The sequence below is a fragment of the Gemmatimonas aurantiaca genome, assembly GCF_037190085.1.
GTDB classification, from domain to species: domain Bacteria; phylum Gemmatimonadota; class Gemmatimonadetes; order Gemmatimonadales; family Gemmatimonadaceae; genus Gemmatimonas; species Gemmatimonas aurantiaca_A.
Window position 1 is genome coordinate 567,355 of the sequence record NZ_JBBCJO010000012.1, and the last position, 22,585, is coordinate 589,939.

A 22,585-nucleotide genomic window follows, 5' to 3' on the forward strand; every position below is an offset into this window, starting at 1 on the left:
GCGCGTCACTTCCTCATCCACCCCTATGACAAACGCCCGCATTTCTCACCATGCGGGCGTTTGAAATTCCTTACTGTGATTTCTCTGCAGTGATCGCCACAGCACTGAGAGGCTCAGCTCACTTGAATGCGTTCAGTCCCGTGAGTGCCTGTCCCAGAATCAGCGAGTGCACATCGTGCGTGCCTTCGTACGTGTACACACTTTCCAGGTTCGCCATGTGCCGCATCGCGGAATACTCGGCGAGGATGCCGTTGGCCCCGAGCAGCCGGCGCGTCTCACGCGCGACGTTCGTGGCGATGTCCACGTTGTTGCGCTTGGCCAGCGACACCTGCTGCGGCGTGAAGTTGCCGGCATCCTTGAGGCGACCGAGATGCAACGAGACCAGCTGGCCCTTCACGATTTCGGTGAGCATGTCGGCCAGTCGCACCTGCTGGATCTGGAAGCCACCGATGGGACGGTCGAACATCACGCGGCTCTTGGCATACGACACCGCTTCCTCCAGGCACGCCATCGCCGCACCCAGCACGCCCCACGAGATGCCGTACCGGGCCTGCGTGAGACACATGAGCGGACTCTTGAGTCCGTTGGAATTGGGCAGGATGGCATCGGCGGGCACGTGCACGTCCTGGAGCACGAGTTCCGAGGTGTCACTGGCCCGCAACGAGAGCTTGCCCTTCTGGTCGCGCGCCTGGAACCCCGGCGTGTCGGTGTGCACGATGAAGCCGCGGATCGAACTGTCGTCGGTACTGTCGCCCGTCTTCGCCCACACGATCGCGATCTGTGCCTTGGAGCCGTTGGTGATCCACATCTTGGCGCCATTGAGAATCCAGCTGCCATCGGCCTGCTGGCGCGCCCGGGTGATCATCCCCGAGGGATTCGATCCGTAATCCGGTTCGGTGAGTCCGAAGCAGCCGATCAGTTCGGCCTTGGCCAGCTTCGGCAGATAGTGATGCTTCTGGGCTTCCGAACCGAACGCGAAGATGGGATACATGACGAGCGCACCCTGCACGGATGCGAACGACCGGATGCCCGAGTCTCCGCGCTCGAGCTCCTGCATGATCAGTCCATACGCCACGCTGGAGAGGCCGGCGCACCCGTATTCCTCGGGGAGATTCGCGCCAAGCACGCCCAGTTCGGCGAGTTCGGGGATCAGTTCATCGGGGAAGCGCCCTTCCACGTAGCACTCGCCGATGACCGGGATGAGTTTCTCGTCGACGAACGCGCGGATGGTATCCCGGATGGCGCGTTCTTCTTCGGTGAGGGCGGCGTCGATGTTGAACAGATCGCCCGCGTGGGCCTTCAGGTCGACGGAGGGCAGCGCCGGAACGGTTCGCGCCAGGAGCAGATCGGTGGCCATAGGGGGCAGGAGTCGAACAAAAGGTGGGACCGACAATCGTGTTGTGACGACGAAATGTAGTGCCCCGGTATCGTGCAGGAAGGAAATGGCCGAGACCGGTTGACACTTTGCGGTAAATGCGGTCGTATCCGCAGGGGACAGAACCCTCCTGTCACATATTCAAACATCACGAGGAACAGATGCGTCGCTTGCAGTTGTTGAGTGTCGCCCTGCTCGCACTGGCCGGATGCTCGGGCGGTGGAGACGGCGACGGCGGGACTGTCAACCCGCCCACACCCACCATCGGAATTCAGCTGTCGCCAGCCTCGGCGACGGTGAACCAGGGTGCCAGTACGACCACCACGGTCACGCTGACGCGGGGCGGGAATTACACCGGTACGGTGAACCTGACGGCCACGACACCGTCGGGCGTGAGCGTGGCCTTCAATCCAGCGGCGCTGGCCAGCGGCTCGACGGCATCCACGGCCACGATCACCGTCGGCAGTGGAACCACGACCGGCGGCGCGGTGGTCATCACGGCCTCCGGGTCGGGCGTGACTTCGGCGACGAGCACCTTCACCCTGAGCATCACCCCGCAGGCCATCACCGTCTCGGCGGGCTCCCCCACACTTTCAGTGGTGCAGGGAGCTTCGGGCACGATTCCCCTCACGATCACGCGCGCCGGCGGCTATACGGGAGCGGTGACCGTCGCGGCCACCGGCCTGCCGACGGGTGTGACGGCGGCACCGGTCACCATCGCCTCCGGCTCGACCACCGGCACGATGACCGTCGCCGTCGGCGCGACGGCGGCCGTCACCGCGACGGCAGTACCGATCACGCTCACCGCGTCGGGCACCGGCGTGTCGAACCAGACCGCCACGGTGAACCTCTCCATCACCGCCGCGGCCACGCCGGCCTTCTCGCTGACGGCCAGCAATGCCTCGACCAGCATCACCGTGGGCCAGAGTGCGACGTCGACCATCACGGTGACGCGCACCGGCGGATTCACTGACGCAGTGGCGCTGGCGGTCAGTGGGGCACCGAGCGGCATGACCGCCACGTTCAACCCCACGTCGGTGGCCACGGGCGCCACGACGTCGACACTCACCATTGCCACGACGGCGTCGGTGGTACCGGGCACGTACAACCTCACGGTCACGGGCTCCGGGACGGGCGTCTCCAACCAGACCACCGGTATCACGGTGACAGTGGCCGCGGCGCCTGGCATTACCATCGCGGCAGGCGCCCCCACACTTTCGGTGGTCCAGGGCGCGTCAGGCACGATCGCCGTCACCATCACGCGCACGGGCGGATATACCGACGCCGTGACCGTGACGGCCACTGGCCTGCCGACCGGCGTGACGGCGGCACCGGTGACCATCGCCTCCGGCGCGACCACCGGCACGATGACCGTCGCCGTGGGCGCGACGGCCGCGGTGACCGCGACGGCGGTACCGATCACGCTCACCGCGACGGGCACCGGCGTGTCGAACCAGACCGCCACGGTGAACCTCTCCATCACCGCCGCCACGCCGGCCCAGAGCTACACGCTCTCCGCCAGTGCGGCTTCGCTGCAGCAGGGCGGCACGGGCACCAGCACGGTGACCATCACCCGCAGCGGTGGATTTGCCGGCACGGTGAATCTCGCGGTGAGCGGTCTGCCGAGTGGCGTGACGGCCTCGTTCAACCCGGCGGCGGCCACGGGCAACAGCTCCACGCTGACCTTCACCGCGACGTCGGGCGCGACCACGGGTGCGTTCACGGCCACCATCACCGGCACGGCCACGGGCCTCGCCAACGTCACGACGACGGTGGCGGGTACGGTGACGGCGAGTGGCGGGGGGTCCGGCAATGTGACCATCCGCTTCTGCGACCCGAGCGAGTATCCCCTGTGGGTGGCGTACCGCAGTGGTACGTCGGGCACGTGGACACGCGCCACCGCCGGCTCCAACCAGTCCTACAGTTTCTCCATCTCCGGTGTGGGTGGCATGGCCTGGGTGAAGCCGGACGGCAGCAATGGCTACGCCGTCACGGTGCACTACGGCAGTGCAACGGAACTCACGAACCTTGGCACGGCCGAGTGCGCGAACAATCCGGCGGCCACGAAGACGTTGAGCGGCACGTTCGCCGGGCTGAGCGGACCACTGCAGGCCGGCCAAGTCAGTGTCGGCGGCGCCTTTGCCCAGACCAGCGCGGGCGCGACGGCCTTCAATCTGACCAAGGTGGCGGACGGCTCCACCGATCTGCTGGCCTATCGGGCCACGACGACGATCGCCGGGACGTCGGTGAGCATCGTGCCTGACAAGGGCATCATCCGTCGCGGCGTGAACTATGCGAACGGCAGCACCATTCCGGTGCTCGACTTCAATTCGAGCGAGGCGTTCGTGCCGGCCTCGGCCCAGGTGACGGTCACCAATCCGAGCGGCGGCATACTCACCGTGATCTCGAGCGTTCAGACGGCGAACGGCACCTTCGGCGGTTTTGCCTTTGGTGACCTGACGGGCACTTCGTCGGGCCCACGCACGATTTACGGCCTGCCGTCATCGCTCACCCAGCCGGGCGACTTCCACCTGGTGCAGGCCACATCGACCGTCACGGTGGGCAATATCCCCGTGTCGTCGCGGTCGGTGACCGTGTTCAACCGCAACATCGCCAACAAGTCGCTCACGCTGGGGCCGGATCTCTCCGTCAGCGGAACCGGCCTGGTCACCATCGCCACGACGCCGTATGCCCGTCTGAAGGTGGACGGCACCTGGCAAGCCGACTACGGAGACTGGCTCTATGGCACGTTCTCGCAGTCGGTGTCGAGTGTGAACCGCAGCTGGCTGATCTCGGCCTCCCGCGCCTACTTCGCGGGAGCGTCCACGTACTCGGTGGAGATGCCCGACTTCAGCGGCGTGAGTGGATTCGACACGAACTGGGGTCTGCGCGCAGGCACCTCGGTGTCCTTCGGAGCAATCGCCTACAGTGCCGGCGGCGCCACGGCGACCACGGAGGATCTGATGGTGAAGACCGCAGCCATCTACGGCACGCGGACGCCGTGATGCTCTGAAAGTCAGGGGGTGTTTCGGCATCCCCTGACACGCCGCATGAACGAAGGCCACGGCTGCAGGATGCGCCGTGGCCTTTCGTTTCCCGCAGGAGTCAGCCCGCCCGCCGCTTCTTCTCCAGCGGCGTCACATCCCGCCGCGCCGCCGGTGTGATTCCCACCTCGCGGGCCTTGCGACGGAACTCCGCCCCGTGATCCACCGGGCGTGCCGTCTCATGCTGCCATTGATGCACCATCTCGTGCAGCAGCGTGTGCATGGCCTCGCGCCATCCGTGTCGCGTGATGTGCGTGCGTGAGAGCACGATCTCGGGCGGCGTGTGTTTCGACCCCGGATCGAAATGCCCCAGTCGTGTGGCCATGCGTCCGGAGAGACGCACCGGGATGGCCTGCAGCGTGCCTTCGAACCACCGCGCATTGAGTTGGCGATGCGCTTCGGCGAGTTGGGCCAGCATGGGCAGATCACCGGGGCGTGCCGATTCGCGCCGACGGGCCACCGGCGCCCGTTCCACGTCGTACGCGAGGATCACGTCGCGGGCGGCCTGACGCTCCGTCTTCGTGCGGGCGATGGCGAAAGCCACCACCGCATGCAACACACGTTCCGGCGCATCGGCGTAGCCTTCGTGCACCCGCAGGGTGCGACCGATCAGCGACACCATGACGGTGCGTGTGCGCATGAGCACCAGCGCATCCACGCCGCGCAGTCCCAGATCCTGCAAGCGGGAAAACAGCACCGCTGTGCGGGCGCGCAGGGCGGTCCGGCCACGCGCCGGTCGCGGCTCAGCGGTTTCCGCGTCCACTGGCGCCGACGGAGACATCGGCAGAGACATCGCCGATGATGTCTCCGCTGGCGCAGTCGCCGAAGGAGCCATCCCGAAGAGATCGAAGCCGAGTTGTGCGGCGGTGTCGTGAGCCATCACGCGGAAGATGGCCACGCATCGGCTTCGCGGGAAGCTCCATACCGCACCCCCATGCGCCAGGCCCGCGTGACCGGAGCCCCCGTCACCGCACGACGGATCAGGTGCTCACGATCCGGCCGCGGACGTCCTCCACCAGCCTGCGCAGCGCCTCGATCTCATCGCCGACGATGTCGTGGCCCACGCCTGGATAGATCCGCAGGTCGGTGCGCGCACCGAGCGCCGCAAGATAGGCGGCCGACTCACGCACCAGCGGTTCGGGGATGTGGGGGTCGGCATCACCACAGGCCAGGATCACCGGCATGCCACCCAGCACATCTCCCTGCTCCGCCGTCGCCACACGCGGCGCCGCGGGATCCCCGATCAGCGCGCCGGCCATGGCCATCACGCCGCCCAGACGCGTATCACCCATCGCGGCCGGGGATACGGCGCGGGTCGCGAGATATTCGAGACTGAGGCAGGCTCCCTGCGAGAACCCCACGAGCACGATCCGGTCCGCGGGAATGCCCGCGCCACGGGCCATGTCCACCGCATGCCCCACGGCTGCCAGTGCGCTACTCAGCCACGGCTCGTTGTCGGCCTTCGGCGCGAGGAACCGATAGGGATACCAACTATTGCCATGCGCCCGCGGCGCAATGATGGCCGCATCGTTGGTCCCGCCGATCGCCCGCGCCGCGCGAGCGATCGGCACCATCCCCTCCGGCGTGCCCCCACGACCGTGCACCAGGATCAACGCATACGCGGCTTCGCCCAGCGGCGCTCCCGCCAGCAGCGGTGTCTCCCCCGCATGCGGACCCGACATCACACTCTGTTCCATCTGCTTCATCCTCCGCGCTCAGCCGGCATCCTTCGACGTGGTCACACGATCCAGACGACCCGGATAGTGCCTCATGCCACGCTCGGCGTCGCTGCCATCATACGGCCACGGTGCCCGATCGATGAGGGTGAGCGCGGGCTCGATGCGTGCACGCTGCTCCTCGAGCCACGGCGGCAGACGCAGTGTCGATCCCGTGCCCGCCAGCGGTTCGTCCACGAGGAACCCCGGGCCCATCGTGGCCAGCTCCACGATGTGACCATCGGGATCGCGGGTGTAGATGCTCCTGAAATACACGCGATCGAGCACCGGCGACACCTGCACACCGGCGTCGAGCAACCGATCGCGCATCTCGAGTTGCACCGTCTCGTTCGCCACGGCCAGCGCATAGTGATGCCCCTGTCCCGTCCCCATGTGCGACCGCCGTTCCGTGGCCGGGCGCTCGAGATACGTCACCAGTGATCCGGGACGTGCGTCGGGGGTGCCCCAGCTCCAGTGCCGTGTGCCGGGATCGTCGAAATTCTCCGTCTTCTTCACGATCGACATGCCGAGGATGTCGCGCAGGAAGTGGTCGGTCAGTTCGACATTTGCCGTCATGGCCGTGAGGTGATGCATGCCGCGGGTGAGTGCCATCGCCGCGTCGATCGTGGGCACGGGCTCGGGCCAGGTCATCGCCGCGATCGCCTCTTCGTCACGACCACCGCGCATGAGTTCCGCGGGCGGTGTGCGCTGCAGGATCTCTCCCGACTGCTCGTTGAAGAGCATGCCCGGTCCGTCGGTGGCGATTTCGAGGATGACACCATCGGGATCGCGGAAATAGATGCTCGTGAAGTAGTGGCGATTCCACGGACCGTGCACACGCACCCCCAGGTCCGTCAGACGGCGCTTCCAGCGCAGCAGCGCGTCCCGGTCGGCCACACGCAGCGCAACATGGTGCGTACCGCCGATGCCGGTACGCCCACGCGGTGCCCGTGGCCACTCGAAGAACGTCACCACGGTGCCGGCACCGCCGGTTTCATCGGAGAAATACAGGTGGTAGCTGCCCGGGTCGTCGAAATTGACCGTGGTCTTCACCAACCGCAGGCCGAGTACGCGGGAATAGAAGTCGACCGTGCGCTGCGCGTTGGCGGCAACGAGGGTGACGTGATGCAATCCGAGAATGGGACTGGAAACCGACATGGTGACCTCCTGCTCCACCGGGAGCTCTAATTATCTTATTACTAAGATATTAGCCATCTCCTTTATGTCAACCGTGTGTCCAACGGCGCGTCAGTCCGGGGATCGGCGGGGGATGGAGGCGGTCATCGGACCGGGGGTGAATGCCCCGTCCCGGAACGTCCACGCCGAAACGGTCACGGTCGATGGCGTCGCCTCGATCACATTGAGGGCGCTCGGACGGCGCCCCCGCATCCGTCGCGAGAGGGTGTTGGCGGCACTCAGCAGAAAGCGACCGGTGCGGCGCTCCACCACCTCGACCCGTTCTTCGTGATCGTGCCCCGTGCACACCACGTCGAGGTTCATGGCGGCGATCCGGTCGAGCGTGGACTGTGGCCGCGCCATGCCCCAGCGCTTCGAAAGCCGTCCACGCACGACATTGTGGTGCACCACCAGCAATCGCAGATCGCCGCGGGGGCTTTCCGCCATGCGACGCGTGGCGTCGGTCAGCTGGCTGTCGGTGAGTCCGCCCTTCACCCGCCAGTCGCGGGGATACCAGGTGAGCGTGGGGGGCAGCAGGCCCTGCGCCGAGTTGAGTCCGACGATGGACAGCCCGGGGAGATGCAGACTGGGTTCGAGTTGGTCGTCGATCCAGTGGCGGTAGCCCACGTGAAGACGGCTCGCATCGCCCACACCGAACGGCGCGTGCCACCATGCCGTGTCATGATTGCCGGGCACCGTCAGCACCGGCGCAATGTCGCGGAACGCATCCAGCAACTCCCGCGCGCGCCGGAATTCGCGCTCACGGGCCCGTTGTGAGAAATCGCCGGAGACGACGATGGCGTTCCACGGCCCCCGGTGCGCCACGTCGAAGGCCGCCGTGATGTGGGCCTGCACGAACGGGTGCCCACAGTGGATGTCCGACAGATGCAGGACACGGATTGGCCGATGCTCCGTGTCCTGCCCTTCCACGGTTCTTTCTGCGGTTCCTTCCGGCCGATCAGCCAAGGGCGGCGATGACGGCGTCGGTGAACTGGTCCGTGCCTGCCGTCCCGCCAAGATCACGCGTCAGCGACTTGCCCTCGCGGATGGTGCGTTCGAACGCACCGCGGATGCGCTGCGCACGCTCCTTGTCGCCGATGTGTTCGAGCATCATGCACGCGGCGAGCAGCAGGGCTCCGGGATTGGCGATGTTCTTGCCCGCGATATCGGGGGCGGTGCCGTGCACGGCTTCGAAGATCGCGGCGTTCTTGCCGATGTTGGCGCCGGGCGCCAGTCCGAGCCCCCCCACGAGCCCCGAGATCTCGTCGGACAGGATGTCGCCGAACAGGTTGGTGGTCACGATCACGTCGAACTGCTCTGGACGCATGACGAGGTGCATGGCCATCGCATCGATGATGCGCTCCTCGAACACCACGCGACCGGCGTACTCCGCGGCCACCATGCGTCCGACATCGAGGAACAGCCCCTGCGAGAATTTGAGGATGTTGGCCTTGTGCACGAGCGTCACTTTCTGCCGTCCGTGGGCCAGCGCGTATTCGAAGGCATACCGGACGATACGCTCCGAGCCCTCGCGGGTGATGATGGCCACCGACTCCGCCGCGGCCTTCGGATCGTCACCGATGCGCACGTAGTGTTCGACGCCGATGTACAGCCCTTCGGTGTTCTCCCGTACGAGCACGATGTCGATGTTCTCGAAACGGCCCGGCACGATGGTGTACGCCGGACGGACGTTGGCGTACAGGTCGAACGTCTTGCGCAACGCCACATTGATGGACCGGAAGCCTTCGCCCACCGGCGTTTCGAGCGGTCCCTTGAGCGCCAGACGCGTGCGCTTGATGGAGTCGAGCGTGGCGTCGGGAATCGGATCGTTCCAGCGGGCCACACCGGCCATGCCGGCCACCTGGCGATCCCATTCGATGTCGGCGCCCGCGGCGGCCAGGATGCGAACGGTGGCTTCGGCAATCGACGGACCGATGCCGTCGCCGGGGATGAGCGTTACGGGAATGGACATGAGAAATGGCGCGAAGACGGACCAGCGCGTGGAGGACTCCACGCCGCATCGTCCACAAGTCTAGCGACTCCGCATGCGGCATGGGCCCCCAACGCCCACTTCCAGGTGAGCGTTCATTGACAACGGCCGGTACTTGGGCGCATTAACGTCCGCATCACGATTCGCTCGTGATTCGTCGGCGGTTCGGATGCCGTCGTTCCCCCCCTGCGGACTTCCCTCCCTCCCCTTCCCCTCCCCCCTCCCCCTCCGCGTGTCCCGTCTGCTGAAAACCCTTCCCTGGATCGGTCTGGCTCTTCTCGGTGCCGGCGCGCTCGCCATGATCGCGCTCAATCGTGGAGAGCGGATCAGTGCCGCATGGCTTCTCACGGCCGCGGTCTGCGTCTATCTGATCGGCTACCGGTTCTACAGCCGGATCATCGCCATGGACATCTTCGCACTCGATGCGACCCGGGCCACGCCCGCGGAACGGATGAACGATGGCCGTGACTACGTGCCGGAGAACAAGTGGATCGTCTTCGGACACCACTTCGCCGCCATCGCCGGCCCCGGGCCGCTGGTGGGCCCCACACTCGCCGCACAGTTCGGCTTCCTGCCGGGCGCCCTCTGGATTCTCGTCGGTGTGGTGCTCGGCGGCGCCGTGCAGGACTTCGTGATTCTCTGCGCGTCGGTGCGCCGTGACGGCAAATCGCTCGGTCAGATGGCGAAGGACGAAATCGGCAGCGTGGCCGGTACGATCGCGCTGGTGTCGATCCTGGGCATCATGATCATCCTCATCGCCGTGTTGGCGCTGGTGGTGGTGAACGCCTTGCGCGACAGCCCCTGGGGCACGGTGACGATCGGCCTGTCCATCCCGATCGCCATCATGATGGGTGGGTATCTGCGATGGGTACGTCCGGGCCGGGTGCTCGAAGCCACCGCGGGAGGGCTCGCCTTGCTCTTCCTCTCGCTCTACATCGGCAAGTGGGTATCGGAGTCGGCCACGTGGGCCCCGGTGTTCACGCTGAGCGGCACGACGCTGTCGTTCTCGATCATGATCTACGGCTTCTTCGCCTCGGTGCTGCCGGTGTGGCTGCTGCTCGCCCCGCGTGACTACCTGTCGGCGTTCGTGAAGATCGGTGTGGTCGTGGCACTGGGTGTGGGCATTCTCTGGGTGCTCCCCGACCTCGAGATGCCGGCGGTGACGAAGTTCGTGGACGGCACCGGTCCGGTGTTCGCGGGCAAGCTGTTCCCCTTCGCCTTCATCACGATCGCCTGTGGCGCCATCTCGGGCTTCCACGCCCTGATCTCGTCGGGCACGACGCCCAAGCTGCTGCGTCGTGAGCCCGATGCCCGTCTGATCGGTTACGGCGGCATGCTCATCGAGTCGGCGGTGGCCATCATGGCGCTGATCGCCGCGTGCGTGCTGACGCCGGGCATCTACTTCGCGATCAACTCGCCGGCCGTGGCGATCGGGACGACCGCCGCCAGTGCGGCCGATGCCATCAATGGGTGGGGACTCTTCGCCACCATCTCGGCGGCCGATCTCGAGACGCTGGCCCGTCAGGTGGGCGAACACTCGCTGCTCTCGCGCACCGGTGGCGCGCCCAGCCTCGCCGTGGGCATGGCGCACCTCTTCTCGCGCGCGCTCGGCGGTGAAGGCGCCATGGCGATCTGGTACCACTTCGCCATCATGTTCGAAGCGCTGTTCATCCTGACCACGCTCGATGCCGGCACCCGCGTGGGCCGCTTCATGCTGCAGGACCTGCTCGGCAACGTCTACAAGCCGTTGGGACGGGTGTCCTGGTATCCGGCCGTGCTGATCTGCTCGGCGTTGTTCGTGATGATGTGGGGGTACTTCCTGTACCAGGGCGTCACCGACCCACTCGGTGGCATCAACTCGCTCTGGCCGCTGTTCGGGATCTCCAACCAGCTGCTGGCCATCGTCGCGCTGTGCGTCGGAACGACGGTGATCGTGAAGATGGGCAAGGCGAAGTACTCCTTCGTCACCCTCATCCCGCTCGTCTGGCTGGTCATCGTGACGTTCAGCGCGGGCTCGGCGAAGATCTTCTCCGACGATCCCAAGCTCGGGTTCCTTTCGCATGCGCGCATGCTGAGCGACCAGATCGCCAGCGGCACCCTGCCGGCCAACATCCCGTCGGCTGCCGCAGCACAGCGCATGATCTTCAACGATCGCCTCGACGCGGCCGTGGCGGCCTTCTTCCTCCTGTCGGTGGTCGCGATCCTCGTGGCGTCCATCCGCGAGTGGATGGCCGTCATGTCGGGACAGAAGAAGCCCGTCAGTTCGGAGACCCCGTATCAGCGGACGCAGCTTTCCGGCGCCTGATCCTCGCGTCCGCCGCGACATCACCGAAGGCCACGGCGTCGCGCCGTGGCCTTCGGTCATTTTTCCTCTCGCGCTTCGGCCTTTCGGGCACGATCTTTCACGGTATGGCACCTGTGAACTCTCTCCCCGGCCTCCAGTCCGCCTCGCCGTTCCCGCGTCTGCGTGCGGCGTTCCAGCGGACGATCGCCATCGTGCGGCGCATCATCGGTGTGCCCGACTACGAGACCTATCTCGAGCACATGCGCCACCATTACCCCGAGTGCACCCCGCTCGACCCCATCACGTTCGAGCGGGAACGCATGGCGGATCGTTACACCCGCCCGGGCACCCGCTGCTGCTGACCGCCTCATCCCTCCCCTCCATGTCCGTTTCTCCAATCACGCGATCGACGCCCCGCGCATCGGTCGCGTCTCTCATGGTATCCCTCGGCGTTGCGCTGAGCGGATCCTTGCCTTCGATACTGCCGGCGCAGTCGGCCGGCACATTCGACTTCTCCATCGCGAACATGATGCGTGGGCCGGAGCACTACGGCCGCGAACCGCAGAACGTCGCCTGGAGTCCGGATGGTCAGTGGCTCTACTTCCAGTGGGCACCGGCAGGCGCACCGTGGAACGCGCCGGCACGCCCGTATCGGGTACGCGCGGTGGCCGGCGCCACGCCGGAGCTGGTGACCGATGCGCACATGGACAGTGTGTCGGCCTCGTTGGCCGATGGGGTGCTGAGCCGCGATCGTACGCGGCGCGCGGTGGCGTCGCGTGGGGATCTCTATCTCTTCACGCTGAAGACCGGCGCCGTACGGCGCCTCACGCAGACGTCGTCGATGGAGAACGATCCCCGTTTCACCGCCGACGACCGTTCGCTGATCTTCCAGCGTGATGGCAACGCCTACGTGGTCGATCTCACCACCGGCGACCTGCGTCAGCTGACGGATATCCGGAATGGCCCGGCACCGCGCGACGCGGAGCGCGCCACGGGCATGCGCGGGGCGCTCGAGCGTCAGCAGCTCGAACTGTTCGACGTCATCCGCGACAAGCAGCGCACCGATTCGATCCAGCGCGCACAGCGCAATGCGGCGATCGCGCGGGCACTCCCTATCGTCTATCTGCCCGCTGGTGAACGCCTGGCATCACTCAGTGTCTCTCCCTCGCTGCGTTATGCCGTGCTGACCACGGCATCGGGTCCGGGAGGTTTTGGTCCGGGTGGTGGCGGTGGTGGTGGTCGCGGCGGCATCGGAGCCGTGGGTGGCGCCGCCGGTGGAGCCGGTGGTGCGGCCGCTGGCGGTGGCGCTCAGCCCCGCAACACGGACGTGCCCAACTACGTGACGGCCAGCGGCTTCACGGAAGACATTCCGTCGCGCACGAAGGTGGGTGATGCCACCGGTCGCTCGCGCGCGTATCGGCTGGATCTCGCCACGGGCAAGCTGCAGCCGCTCGGCATCATCGCCAACACGCTCGACCGTCCGGCGTCGCAGGTGCGCGTGGCCAGCTGGAAGGCCGACGGTTCGGCGGCACTGCTCACCGCCTCGACGCCCGACTCCAAGTGGCGGTATCTGTCGACGGTGGGGGACAGCGGCGATGTCCGCATCGTGCATGCCCTCAACGACAGCGCGTGGGTGGGTGGCCCCTGCTCGCAGTGCATGGGCTGGTTGCCCAGCGGCCGCGTGTGGTACGGCAGTGAAGTGAGCGGCTATGCCCATCTCTACTCGGCCAACGCCGACGGATCGGACACGCGGGCGCTCACCAGTGGCAAGTGGGAAGTGGAGCGCGCCGAGCTGTCGGACGACGGCACCTGGTTCCTGCTGCACACCAGCGAGGAATCCCCGTTCGTGCGGCATGCGTACCGGATGGCGAGCACTGGCGGTCCGCGCACGAAGATCACGCGCGAACACGGCGGTCACAACATCACGCTGAGCCCCGACGGCAAGCGTTTCGCCGATGTGTACTCGACCAGCAACCTGCCGTGGGAGTTGTACGTCACCAATGCCGATGGCGGCAACCAGACCCGTCTCACGGTTTCGACATCGGACTCGTTCCGCTCGCGCAACTGGCTCAAGCCGGCCATCGTGAAGATTCCGGCCAGTGACGGCATCGAGGTGCCGGCGCGCATCTATCGGCCGCAGGACATGGGCGCGCAGCCCAACGGTGGCGCGGTGATGTTCGTGCATGGTGCCGGCTATCTGCACAACGTGCACGACTTCTGGAGCCAGTACGCACGCGAGTACATGTTCAATCAGTTGCTCGCCAGCAAGGGCTACATCGTGCTCGACGTGGATTACCGCGCCAGCGCGGGCTATGGACGCGATTGGCGTACGGCGATCTATCGCTGGATGGGCGGCCGTGATCTCCAGGACCACGTGGATGCGTCGAAGTGGCTGCAGAAGGAGTATGGCATCGACCCCGAGCGGATCGGTCTCTACGGCGGCAGCTATGGCGGCTTCATGACGCTCATGGCGCTGTTCACGGCGCCCAAGTCGTTCGGTGCCGGCGCCGCGCTGCGCAGCGTGACCGACTGGGCGCACTACAACCAGGGATACACCAGCAACATCCTCAACCTGCCGCAGAACGACACGCTCGCCTACCGCCGGTCGTCGCCGATCTTCTTTGCCGAAGGCCTCGAGGATCCGCTCCTCATGGCCCACGGCATGGTCGACACCAACGTGCACTTCCAGGACATCGTGCGCCTGTCGCAGCGGCTCATCGAACTGGGCAAGACCGACTGGGAACTCGCGGTCTATCCCGTGGAAGATCACGGATTCGTGCGGCCGGATTCGTGGACCGACGAATACCGTCGCATCTTCGATCTGTTCGAGCGCACGATCGGTCCGAACGGCAGCAAGGTGAAGAAGTAACTTCTCCGGAGTGCACGATGCGTGAAGGGCGGGTGCCCGACGCCTGGATGTCCACTCTTGTCGATCACTGGCGTGGTCGGCAGGAGTGGATCCTGCAGCAACAGATGGCTCTGACCGGCATTGCCGCGCCCACGGGCGCCGAATCGGCCCGTGCGATGTATCTGGCGACACGTTTCCGTGAACTGCCGGACCTGAACGTGCGATGCGACCGGCACGGCAATGTGTGCGCGCAGGTGGCGTGTGTGGCAGGCACCGGGGCCACGCACGCCGCTCCACTGATCTGCCTCGCACATCTCGATACGGTCTTCGCCGAAGACACGCCTCTGGTGATGCGCCGCGAAGCACAGGTGATTCACTGTCCGGGCATCGGTGACAATGGTCGTGGGCTCGCGGCGCTGCTGATGCTCGCCCATCTGTTCGACACGACGTCGGTGCGTCAGCGGCTCACCCGTCCCATCCATCTGGTGGCCACGGTTGGTGAGGAGGGCGTGGGCAATCTGCGTGGAGTGCGTGGCTGGCTGGATGACCATGCCGCCACGACCGACATCGCCCCGCATGCCATGATCGCGATCGATGGCCCGGGTGATGAAGCCATCGTCCATCGGGCACTGGGAGCACTGCGTCTCCGGCTCTCGATTGCCGGACCGGGCGGCCACAGTTGGGTCGATGCGCACACCGCCAATCCGGTTCACGCGATCGGCCATCTCGTCGCGACCATCACAAGATTGGCCGACGCCGCGGAGCCCGGGACCACAGTGGCCGTCACCCGGATGGCCGGCGGTGAATCGCTGACATCGGTTCCGATCGCGGCATGGGCGGAGGTCGACGTACGCTCCGTCTCGTCGCAGCGTCTGACACATCTGCGCGAAGAGATTCTGCGTCTCGCCCATCGGTGTATCGCCGAGGAGATGGCGCGTCATCCGCGCGGGACACTGACGTTGCAGGTCACGGTGCTCGGTGAGCGTCCCGCCGGTGGGATCTCCGAACATGAGACGCTGGTGCGTGCAGCCATAGCCGCCACCGAAGCGTCAGGGCGCACGCCGCGGCATGCAATCGCCTCCACGGACGCCAACATTCCTCTCGCCCGTGGCATTCCCGCCATCGCCATCGGCGCCGGAGGCACGGGCGGTGGCGCCCACACCGTCGACGAGTGGTACGACGACCGGCATGGCAACGTGGGGATCGAGCGACTGGTCCGGCTGGTCCTCACACTGGCCGCGGCGTAGCGCGTTTCGATACGGCCGGCACCACCTGCTGCGCCGGTCACGCCGATCCTCAGCCGATCATCTCGAACGCCGACACGCCCGGCGATGTCACGAAGAACTGCGCGCGCTGCGCCGCCACCGGATGCGCCCGCACATATCGCTCACGCCATCGGGCCATGAATGCCTCGGCCTGCCGAGCGGGAATCATCGCCCACACACTGCCCCCGAATCCCGCGCCGAACGCACTCGCCGCATCGGCCCCGAGATCGCGTGCAAACCGGTGCAGATGCACGGTTTCGGCAATCTGATTCTCCAACGCGTGCTCGGCACCGAACTGCGACGCGTCCACGAGCGAGCCGAACGTCGTCAGATCGCCCTGCCGCAGGGCTTCGGCGGCCTTCGGCACCAGAACGAACGTCTCGTCGAAGAATTGATCGAGTCGGGCATCGAAGTGCCTGGCCGTGTAGTCAGGCTCCGCGGCGGCCTGGACCGCGGCACGCAATGCCTCCGGAACCTCTGTCGGCTGCCCGGTGCCGGCTGCGGAGACGAACGCCTCCCGCAACGTGCGCACACTTTCGCCGGCGTGGCGATTCCATGCCTGCACCATGCGATGCACGGTGCGTGCGGCCCGATTGTAGCGCTCCTTCGCCGCACCGGTCTTGGCCGCAACCACTCCACTCACGCCCACCACGAAACGATGGTCGGCAGGCCACGCCACCGACTGCTCGTGTTGCACCGGCATCCATCGGAACACGTCCAGCTGCCCGCGAGAGCAGCAGAGAATGGCCGTCTGATCCTGCGCACCGCCCATCGTTCCCACCCCGCGTTCCCCGCCCAGGCTGGCGAAGTCCGCGCCGTTCTCCAGTGCGCCGATGTACCCAGCCAGGGCGAGACGGTCGGTGATGGCTTCGCGCCAGCGGGGAAGCCGGGGCACATCCGACAATCGGAGCATCGCCAGCGTGAGTCCCACCGTCAGCGCGCTCGAACTGGACACACCAGCGGCCGCCGGCAGATTGCTCGCGAACCCCACGTCCATTCCGGTGATGACGTCGCCGAAATTCCGCGCGAGCCGCGCGATGACCGTACGCGGGTAGACGGACCACGGGATGGCCCCCCGCTGCGGCGCCGCAATCGAAAGCGAAACCGTTTCCCGGCGCCGGGCATCACGCAACACCACCATGCCATCGCTACGTGGGCGGGCCACCACCACCAGCGCGCGCTCCACGGTGCACAGCAGCGATCGGCCGCCGGCATAGTCCACATGTTTCCCCAGCACTTCGATACGGCCGGGCACGATCCATATGCGCCGGTCCTCCGCGGGAACCCCCGATCGATCGAGTGTAGCGTGTGCATCCCGCAGCAACTGCGCCCAGGCCTCGCGCACCGAATCCGACACCGAGGCATCGGCAAGCGTATGTCGCGAAAAGATCGCGTCGTCTTCAGTCGACACGAACGGCCACCACGATCACGGACGGGGTACCACATCGTGCAGGTGCCGCGCGACCGTGGCGATGTCACTGCGTTGCGACAGATCGAGCACCGGCGCGGTCATGCAGACGACCCGAACCTCGACGCCCTCCGACAACGCGAGGCCAACGGCTTCCGGCAATTCGAATTCTCCGCGACGCGATCGCGGTACGCGTCGGCAGGCATCCACGATGGCCGGTGTCACCGCCCACAGATTCATGCCCACCCACCGCGCCGCGGGGCTGTTCAGATCGAGCGATTCACCGGGTTTCTCCACGATGCCGCGCAGACGAGCGGTGAGGCTGGTCTTTGCGGGAGCGGATCGTGCATCGGGTCGAACATCGGATAGGCCAGCGGATTGGACATCGGTGGCGATATCGAGCACCGCGTACGCACGCACCCGTTCGGCGTCGATATTGCCCTCGCGCACGAGCGCATCCCGATCGAATGCGGCGACACCAGCCGATGTCTCGGCGGCAAGTGCGGCATACGCGGCGACCGGATAGTAGTTGTCCGCGTTGAGCACGAGGAATGGCTCGTGCCCCACCACTGCGGCAGCGCGCACCACCGCATCGGCCGTACCGATGGGTTCGGGCTGCTCGGCAAACTCCACCTGTACCCGATGCGGAGGAGCCACGGTGGTGAAGTGATGACGAATGGGATCGGCACCGGGCGCCACCACCAGCACCACGCGGGTGATGCCGGCATCCGCCAGCGCCGAGAGCAGGTACTCCAGAAACGGACGCCCGATGGGAATCATGCCCTTGGCGCCGGTATCCGCGACGGCCGCCTGCTTCGCATCGAGTGTGGCCGCGGTATCGGCCCGGCGCATGCGTGTGCCAAGCCCCCGCGCCATGATCACGGCCGTACGGATCATCAGAGTACGCGAAGTCTCAGGGCGTGGTTTTCGGTCCCTGCGGCGCCGTGGAGGTCTTCCACGCCCCGCGGGTGAAATCGGGGAACTTGATCGGCGCACTGCCCTTCTTCATCGACTGCTCGCTGAGGGGGAACGGCACGCTCCACGCCACCGCGTCGTACACATCGAAGTCGGGAGCCAGTCCCTCGCGCATGCACTGCACGAGGCGATACGCCATCACGAAGTCCATCCCGCCGTGGCCGCCCTGCCGGGCCATCTCACCGACGGCCGTCCACAGGGGATGTTCGTACTGGCCTTTGAGATCGGCGAGCGGCGTCCATCGTTCACCACCGGGCGCGCCGTCGATGTACAGGCGGGGCGGGTAGTCGTTGAAGATGGCTTTCGACCCCTGGAGATTGTTGAGACGCGAATAGGGACGCGGGTTCACCACATCGTGTTGCAACAGGATGGTGCGGCCCTTCGCCGTCTTGATCAGCGACGAGTTCAGATCGCCGGCGCGGTACCGTTCCTGCCACTTCGGGCTGTCTTTCGGCACCTTGTCCTCCCGCCATTCACTGAGACCGGCTTCGGGAGACGACATCGACACCATGTAGTCGAACCGGTCGCCGCGATGGATGCCGAGGTACTGCGCCACCGGTCCCAGCCCATGCGTGGGATAGAAGTTGGCATCGCGCTCGGTGTGCGGAATGCGACGCCACAGGCCTTCGTCACGATCCTCGAAGAGGATGCTGCGCAGATCGTGCAGATACGCGGCTTCCGCATGCAGCAGCGTGCCGAAGACCCCTTCCCGTACCATGCGCAGCACCGACAGTTCGCTGTTGCCGTAGCAGCAGTTCTCCATCATGAGACAGTGACGGCGGGCTTTTTCCGACGCCTCCACCAACTTCCAGCAGTCTTCCACGCTCATCGCGATGGGCACTTCACTGGCGCAGTGTTTGCCATTGCGCAGTGCTGCCAGCATCACGGGCGTGTGCCAGGGCCACGGCGTGGCGGTGTACACGAAGTCGATGTCGTGGCGTTCCATCAGTCGTTCGAAATCGCGCTCGCCATTCGTATAAACCGCCGGCGCTTTTTTGCCGGCCTTCGTGACCATGTCGACCGCACGCTGCGCCTTGTCAGGCACGATGTCGGCCAGCGCCGTGATCTCCACGCCCTCGATGGCCAGCAGTTCGCGCAACACCGAACGACCGCGAAGTCCCGTGCCCACGATCGCGATACGAATCACCTCGTGCTTCTCGAAGGGCACGCCGAGCATGGTGCCGTTGTCCGACGGTACGGGCGCGAACAGATCCACCCGCCAGTCATCCGTGCTCGCCAGCAGACGGGCCGGCGTTCCCACGAGCGCGGTCGCGGCAACCGCCGCGGCGCCACCGAGCAGTGTGCGTCTCGAAACCGTACCGTCTTCCGACATCAGCGGTCGCCTCGCAGTTCGGAGTGATCCCCCAGTGTCATGCGCCCCTGCACCCCGTCCACCACCACCTGGTCGCCGAGGAACGAGTCGTGCAGTGCGGCATTGGCAATCTGCACGCCGTCACCGGCCACGGTATCGCGCACGGTGGCGTGGCGGATCGTGCTGCCCGTGCCGATCGACACGTTGGGGCCCACGGTCGCGTGTTCGATCGTGACCCCGTCTTCGATATAGACCGGCTCCACGATGGTCGCGCCCGGACCGAGCGTGGCCGGATGGCGCGCGCGGCCCTTCTCGAGCATGGTGCGGTTGGTGGCGAGCAGCGTCTCGAGCTGCCCCGCGTCGTACCAGCCGTCCACATCCACGACTTTGATCTTCGCGCCCTTGTCGATCATGTACTGGAAGGCGTCGGTGAGATACCACTCGCCCTTGTTCGGCGCGGTCGTCAGCACGTGATCGATGCCTTCGTACAGCAGCTTCCAGTTGCGGATGTAGTAGAGACCGATGTTGGCCCGTTTGGAGATCGGCTCCTTCGGCTTCTCCACGATGCGGGTCATGTGGCCGTCGGCGTCGGTGACCACCACGCCGAAACGCTGATAGTCCTCGACTTCCTTCGTCCAGATGATGCCGTCGGCATCGGTGTCCTTCGTGATGCCCAGATCGGCGTCGAAGATCGTGTCCACGAAGATGATGAGCACCGGCTGATCCACATGGGGCCTGGCCAGGGCCACGGCGCCGGCCGTGCCGTCCTGCACGGCCTGTTCGATGAACACACTGGGAATCGCGTACGTCCGCCGGGTGTATTCCTCGACTTTGTCCTTGAGATGCCCGGTGATGTAGACCACCTGCTCCACGTTGCCGAGGCGCATGACATCGTCCATCACGTAGCTCATGACGGGGCGCCCCGCGACCTTGAGCATCGGCTTCGGCACCACGTGCGTGTGCGGACGGAGTCGTGTGCCTTTACCGGCGAGCGGGATGATGACCTTCATGATGTTCTGGGCTGGAGGTTCGGTGGGACACATCGTCGCGCCACCGTGTCGGCGCTCATCGTCCCAAGATGCAGAACGGCGACGCCCCCCGGGAGGGGCGTCGCCGCTGTCGATCACTGTCGAGACCGGACAGAGAACCCGGGGTCAGGGGGCGCTGGTGCCTTCCCGTCCGTATCGGTCCTTGAGACGGACCACGTCGTCCAGTTCCGGCGTGCTGGCTTCGAGCACATCACAATCGGTCACGGCTTCCATGTAGTGGATCGTGCCGGGCGTGATGCGGAACGACTGTCCCGTGGTGAGGCGCTGGTCGCGCAGTTCCGTATCGCCCGGAAGCTGCACCCAGTACTTCATCTCCCCCTGCAACAGGTAGACCGTCTCGTCCTTGCGCTCGTGGTACTGCACCGAGAGCGCCTGCCCGGCGTTGATGTGAAGGATCTTGCCGACGTAACGATCGGTATGGGCCCAGATCGTCTCGTGCCCCCAGGGTTTGGGGACGTGTCGCACCTCCACCCGGCCGCTCACGCGCGCTTCGCTCCCATGCGACGGCGCAGCAGCCCGAGCTTGCGACGCAACGAGCCGTCCATGACGGTGTCGCCCATGCGCACGATCACACCGCCCAGGATGGCCGGATCGACCGCGAGGTGCGGCACGACCGTCTTGCCGATGGCCTTGGAGAGGCGGTCGGCGATCATCCGCGTTTCTTCGTCGCCGGTCTCGCGCGCCACGGTGACGCGCGCATGCACGACGCCGTTGGCGGCATCACGCAGCGTCTCGTATTCCGTGGCGATCACCGGAATGAGCATCTGCCGGCGATTCTTCACGAGCTGCTGCAGGAAGCGGAGGAAGAGGCGCGGCACGTGATCGCCCAGTGCCTTCGCGAGCACGTCCGATTTCTGCACCGCCGCAATGCGCGGCGACTCGAGGAAGCGCGCGAGATGCACATCGTCCGTGATCGCGTTGGCCACCTGACGGAGCAGACCGCCCCACGCCTCGGCTTCGTTGCTCTGGCCGGCCAGCGCCAGCAGCGCCTCGGCGTAGTTGCGCGCGACGGATTCGCCCTGCACGCCGGCCGACATCAGCGCGCCGCCTTGCTGTCGAGCGACGCGAGGAAGCTTTCCACGATCTTGCGGTTGCCCGCCGAATCGAGGTTCTGCTCGATGACACGCGACGCCCCGGCGATGGCGAGATCGATCGCTTCGCGACGCAGGTCGGCGATAGCCGAAGCCTTCTCGCTCTCGATGGCGCGACGCGCCTGCTCGATCATCTCTTCCTGCTGATGCTTGGTCTGCGCGAGCAGATCGGCGCGCATCTTCTCCGCCACACCGCGGCTGTCGGCGATGATCGCCTGCGCTTCGTTGCGGGCATTCTCGAGCTGCGCGCGCTGCTGCGCGAGCACGGCCTCGGCCTCGGCCCGGTCACGCTTGGCGCCTTCGATGGCGTCCTCGAGCGCCTTCTCACGCGCCTCGACGGCGGCGAACAGCGGCTTGAACGCGAACTTCGCGAGCACGACGCAGAGCAGCAGGAAGATGACCAGCGTCCAGAACATCAAGCCGGCATTGGGCTCGAGCAGGTTCACCGACCCACCCTGCGCCTCGGAGGCGAAGACGGGCGTGGCGATCATCAATTGAGCAACGGCAAGCACGCCGAGGCGGGCACCGAGACGGCGTGCAGAAAGAGCGAACATGGAAAGGTCCACGGAGATGAAGGAAGCACGTGGGGCGCCCGGCGTCCGTTCGGATCGGACGCCCCACACGCAGTCGGATCAGAACGTGATCTTGCCCTGGATCTGGAAGCCGATCACGACGCCGAACAACGCGGCGCCTTCGATGAGCGCGGCCAGGATGAGCGCAGCCGTCTGGATGCGGCCAGCCGCTTCGGGCTGACGCGCCATGCCTTCCACGGCCGAACCACCGATGCGGCCGATACCCAGGCCGGCGCCGATCACGGCACCACCGGCGGCGATACCGGCACCGATCATCGCGAGGCCCTTCGGATCCTGCACCACCGGCGCGGCGGCCTGGAGGAGACCCATGATTTCCATCGTATTACTCCGAGTCGTAGTCGTTGTGGTCCTGCACTCCCGACGGACACTCCGGTCCGCGTATCCCGTCAGCGAGCGATGAGGCTCAACGGGTGTCACCGGTCGCTCGACCGGCTACGACGTGCATCGCGAGGGAGTGCCG

19 protein-coding genes are annotated in these 22,585 nt (G+C 66.2%); 5 read left to right on the plus strand and 14 right to left on the minus strand.

Going from position 1 to position 22,585, the window contains the following annotated elements:
- Positions 1-118: 118 nt before the first annotated feature.
- On the minus strand, positions 119-1,357 hold the full coding sequence (locus WG208_RS17025; RefSeq protein WP_337172581.1) for an acyl-CoA dehydrogenase family protein: 1,239 nt from the start codon (positions 1,355-1,357) through the stop codon (positions 119-121).
- Between the two features lie 179 nt (positions 1,358-1,536).
- On the opposite strand from WG208_RS17025, the gene WG208_RS17030 reads away from it, so the two are divergent.
- On the plus strand, positions 1,537-4,380 hold the full coding sequence (locus WG208_RS17030) for a hypothetical protein (protein WP_337172582.1): 2,844 nt from the start codon (positions 1,537-1,539) through the stop codon (positions 4,378-4,380).
- 100 nt (positions 4,381-4,480) lie between these two features.
- On the opposite strand, the gene WG208_RS17035 is transcribed toward WG208_RS17030, so the two are convergent.
- From WG208_RS17035 to WG208_RS17055, 5 genes are all read right to left on the minus strand, one after another.
- A complete protein-coding gene (locus tag WG208_RS17035) occupies positions 4,481-5,299 on the minus strand; it encodes a SprT-like domain-containing protein (protein ID WP_337172583.1) in 819 nt (272 codons plus the stop codon).
- 100 nt (positions 5,300-5,399) lie between these two features.
- Positions 5,400-6,125 carry a hypothetical protein gene (locus tag WG208_RS17040; RefSeq protein ID WP_337172584.1) on the minus strand — a complete coding sequence of 242 codons (726 nt, stop codon included), beginning with the start codon at positions 6,123-6,125 and terminating at the stop codon, positions 5,400-5,402.
- Positions 6,126-6,134: 9 nt separating this feature from the next.
- Positions 6,135-7,292: a VOC family protein gene (locus WG208_RS17045; RefSeq protein ID WP_337172585.1), complete on the minus strand. Its 1,158-nt coding sequence runs from the start codon at positions 7,290-7,292 to the stop codon at positions 6,135-6,137.
- Between the two features lie 90 nt (positions 7,293-7,382).
- Positions 7,383-8,240 carry a metallophosphoesterase gene (locus tag WG208_RS17050; RefSeq protein WP_337172586.1) on the minus strand — a complete coding sequence of 286 codons (858 nt, stop codon included), beginning with the start codon at positions 8,238-8,240 and terminating at the stop codon, positions 7,383-7,385.
- Positions 8,241-8,268: 28 nt separating this feature from the next.
- On the minus strand, positions 8,269-9,282 hold the full coding sequence (locus WG208_RS17055) for an isocitrate/isopropylmalate family dehydrogenase (protein WP_337172587.1): 1,014 nt from the start codon (positions 9,280-9,282) through the stop codon (positions 8,269-8,271).
- 250 nt (positions 9,283-9,532) lie between these two features.
- On the opposite strand from WG208_RS17055, the gene WG208_RS17060 reads away from it, so the two are divergent.
- The 4 genes from WG208_RS17060 (at position 9,533) to WG208_RS17075 (ending at position 15,679) form a co-directional block, all read left to right on the plus strand.
- Positions 9,533-11,605 (plus strand): carbon starvation CstA family protein, encoded by a 2,073-nt coding sequence (locus WG208_RS17060; RefSeq protein WP_337172588.1) that lies wholly within the window; start codon positions 9,533-9,535, stop codon positions 11,603-11,605.
- A gap of 104 nt (positions 11,606-11,709) precedes the next feature.
- Positions 11,710-11,946, plus strand: coding sequence for a YbdD/YjiX family protein (locus WG208_RS17065; RefSeq protein ID WP_345787009.1), 237 nt, complete (start codon positions 11,710-11,712; stop codon positions 11,944-11,946).
- Positions 11,947-12,053: 107 nt separating this feature from the next.
- Entirely contained in the window at positions 12,054-14,453 is a 2,400-nt protein-coding gene (locus WG208_RS17070; protein WP_337172590.1) for a prolyl oligopeptidase family serine peptidase, read from the plus strand.
- A 17-nt stretch (positions 14,454-14,470) separates the two neighbouring features.
- Entirely contained in the window at positions 14,471-15,679 is a 1,209-nt protein-coding gene (locus tag WG208_RS17075) for a M20/M25/M40 family metallo-hydrolase (protein WP_337172591.1), read from the plus strand.
- Between the two features lie 49 nt (positions 15,680-15,728).
- On the opposite strand, the gene WG208_RS17080 is transcribed toward WG208_RS17075, so the two are convergent.
- From WG208_RS17080 to atpE, 8 genes are all read right to left on the minus strand, one after another.
- Positions 15,729-17,108 (minus strand): galactokinase family protein, encoded by a 1,380-nt coding sequence (locus WG208_RS17080; protein ID WP_337172592.1) that lies wholly within the window; start codon positions 17,106-17,108, stop codon positions 15,729-15,731.
- 15 nt (positions 17,109-17,123) lie between these two features.
- Complete coding sequence (locus WG208_RS17085; protein ID WP_337172593.1) at positions 17,124-18,002, minus strand: sugar phosphate nucleotidyltransferase; 879 nt, start codon at positions 18,000-18,002, stop codon at positions 17,124-17,126.
- A gap of 16 nt (positions 18,003-18,018) precedes the next feature.
- The gene (locus WG208_RS17090) at positions 18,019-19,413 is read right to left on the minus strand and encodes a Gfo/Idh/MocA family oxidoreductase (protein ID WP_337172594.1); all 1,395 of its coding nucleotides are present in this window, start codon (positions 19,411-19,413) and stop codon (positions 18,019-18,021) included.
- Positions 19,413-20,402: a sugar phosphate nucleotidyltransferase gene (locus WG208_RS17095; protein ID WP_337172595.1), complete on the minus strand. Its 990-nt coding sequence runs from the start codon at positions 20,400-20,402 to the stop codon at positions 19,413-19,415. Before WG208_RS17095 ends, WG208_RS17090 begins: the two co-directional genes overlap by 1 nt.
- Before the next feature lie 144 nt (positions 20,403-20,546).
- Positions 20,547-20,924, minus strand: a complete 378-nt coding sequence (locus tag WG208_RS17100; protein ID WP_337172596.1) for a cupin domain-containing protein — start codon at positions 20,922-20,924, stop codon at positions 20,547-20,549.
- The gene (locus WG208_RS17105; RefSeq protein WP_337172597.1) at positions 20,921-21,478 is read right to left on the minus strand and encodes a F0F1 ATP synthase subunit delta; all 558 of its coding nucleotides are present in this window, start codon (positions 21,476-21,478) and stop codon (positions 20,921-20,923) included. Before WG208_RS17105 ends, WG208_RS17100 begins: the two co-directional genes overlap by 4 nt.
- Positions 21,478-22,086: a F0F1 ATP synthase subunit B gene (gene atpF, locus WG208_RS17110; protein WP_337172598.1), complete on the minus strand. Its 609-nt coding sequence runs from the start codon at positions 22,084-22,086 to the stop codon at positions 21,478-21,480. The genes WG208_RS17105 and atpF overlap by 1 nt, the downstream gene beginning before the upstream one ends.
- 78 nt (positions 22,087-22,164) lie before the next feature.
- Positions 22,165-22,434 (minus strand): ATP synthase F0 subunit C, encoded by a 270-nt coding sequence (gene atpE, locus WG208_RS17115; protein WP_197525981.1) that lies wholly within the window; start codon positions 22,432-22,434, stop codon positions 22,165-22,167.
- Positions 22,435-22,585 lie beyond the last annotated feature (151 nt).

Bases quoted from the DNA above. Each gene is read 5' to 3' on its own strand.
- WG208_RS17085 (WP_337172593.1), bottom strand. From the start codon at position 18,002: ATGATCCGTACGGCCGTGATCATGGCGCGGGGGCTTGGCACACGCATG.
- WG208_RS17030 (WP_337172582.1), top strand. From the start codon at position 1,537: ATGCGTCGCTTGCAGTTGTTGAGTGTCGCCCTGCTCGCACTGGCCGGA.
- WG208_RS17040 (WP_337172584.1), bottom strand. From the start codon at position 6,125: ATGAAGCAGATGGAACAGAGTGTGATGTCGGGTCCGCATGCGGGGGAG.
- WG208_RS17105 (WP_337172597.1), bottom strand. From the start codon at position 21,478: ATGTCGGCCGGCGTGCAGGGCGAATCCGTCGCGCGCAACTACGCCGAG.
- WG208_RS17065 (WP_345787009.1), top strand. From the start codon at position 11,710: ATGGCACCTGTGAACTCTCTCCCCGGCCTCCAGTCCGCCTCGCCGTTC.
- WG208_RS17090 (WP_337172594.1), bottom strand. From the start codon at position 19,413: ATGTCGGAAGACGGTACGGTTTCGAGACGCACACTGCTCGGTGGCGCC.
- WG208_RS17045 (WP_337172585.1), bottom strand. From the start codon at position 7,292: ATGTCGGTTTCCAGTCCCATTCTCGGATTGCATCACGTCACCCTCGTT.
- WG208_RS17025 (WP_337172581.1), bottom strand. From the start codon at position 1,357: ATGGCCACCGATCTGCTCCTGGCGCGAACCGTTCCGGCGCTGCCCTCC.
- WG208_RS17095 (WP_337172595.1), bottom strand. From the start codon at position 20,402: ATGAAGGTCATCATCCCGCTCGCCGGTAAAGGCACACGACTCCGTCCG.
- atpE (WP_197525981.1), bottom strand. From the start codon at position 22,434: ATGGGTCTCCTCCAGGCCGCCGCGCCGGTGGTGCAGGATCCGAAGGGC.
- atpF (WP_337172598.1), bottom strand. From the start codon at position 22,086: ATGTTCGCTCTTTCTGCACGCCGTCTCGGTGCCCGCCTCGGCGTGCTT.
- WG208_RS17035 (WP_337172583.1), bottom strand. From the start codon at position 5,299: ATGGCTCACGACACCGCCGCACAACTCGGCTTCGATCTCTTCGGGATG.
- WG208_RS17075 (WP_337172591.1), top strand. From the start codon at position 14,471: ATGCGTGAAGGGCGGGTGCCCGACGCCTGGATGTCCACTCTTGTCGAT.
- WG208_RS17055 (WP_337172587.1), bottom strand. From the start codon at position 9,282: ATGTCCATTCCCGTAACGCTCATCCCCGGCGACGGCATCGGTCCGTCG.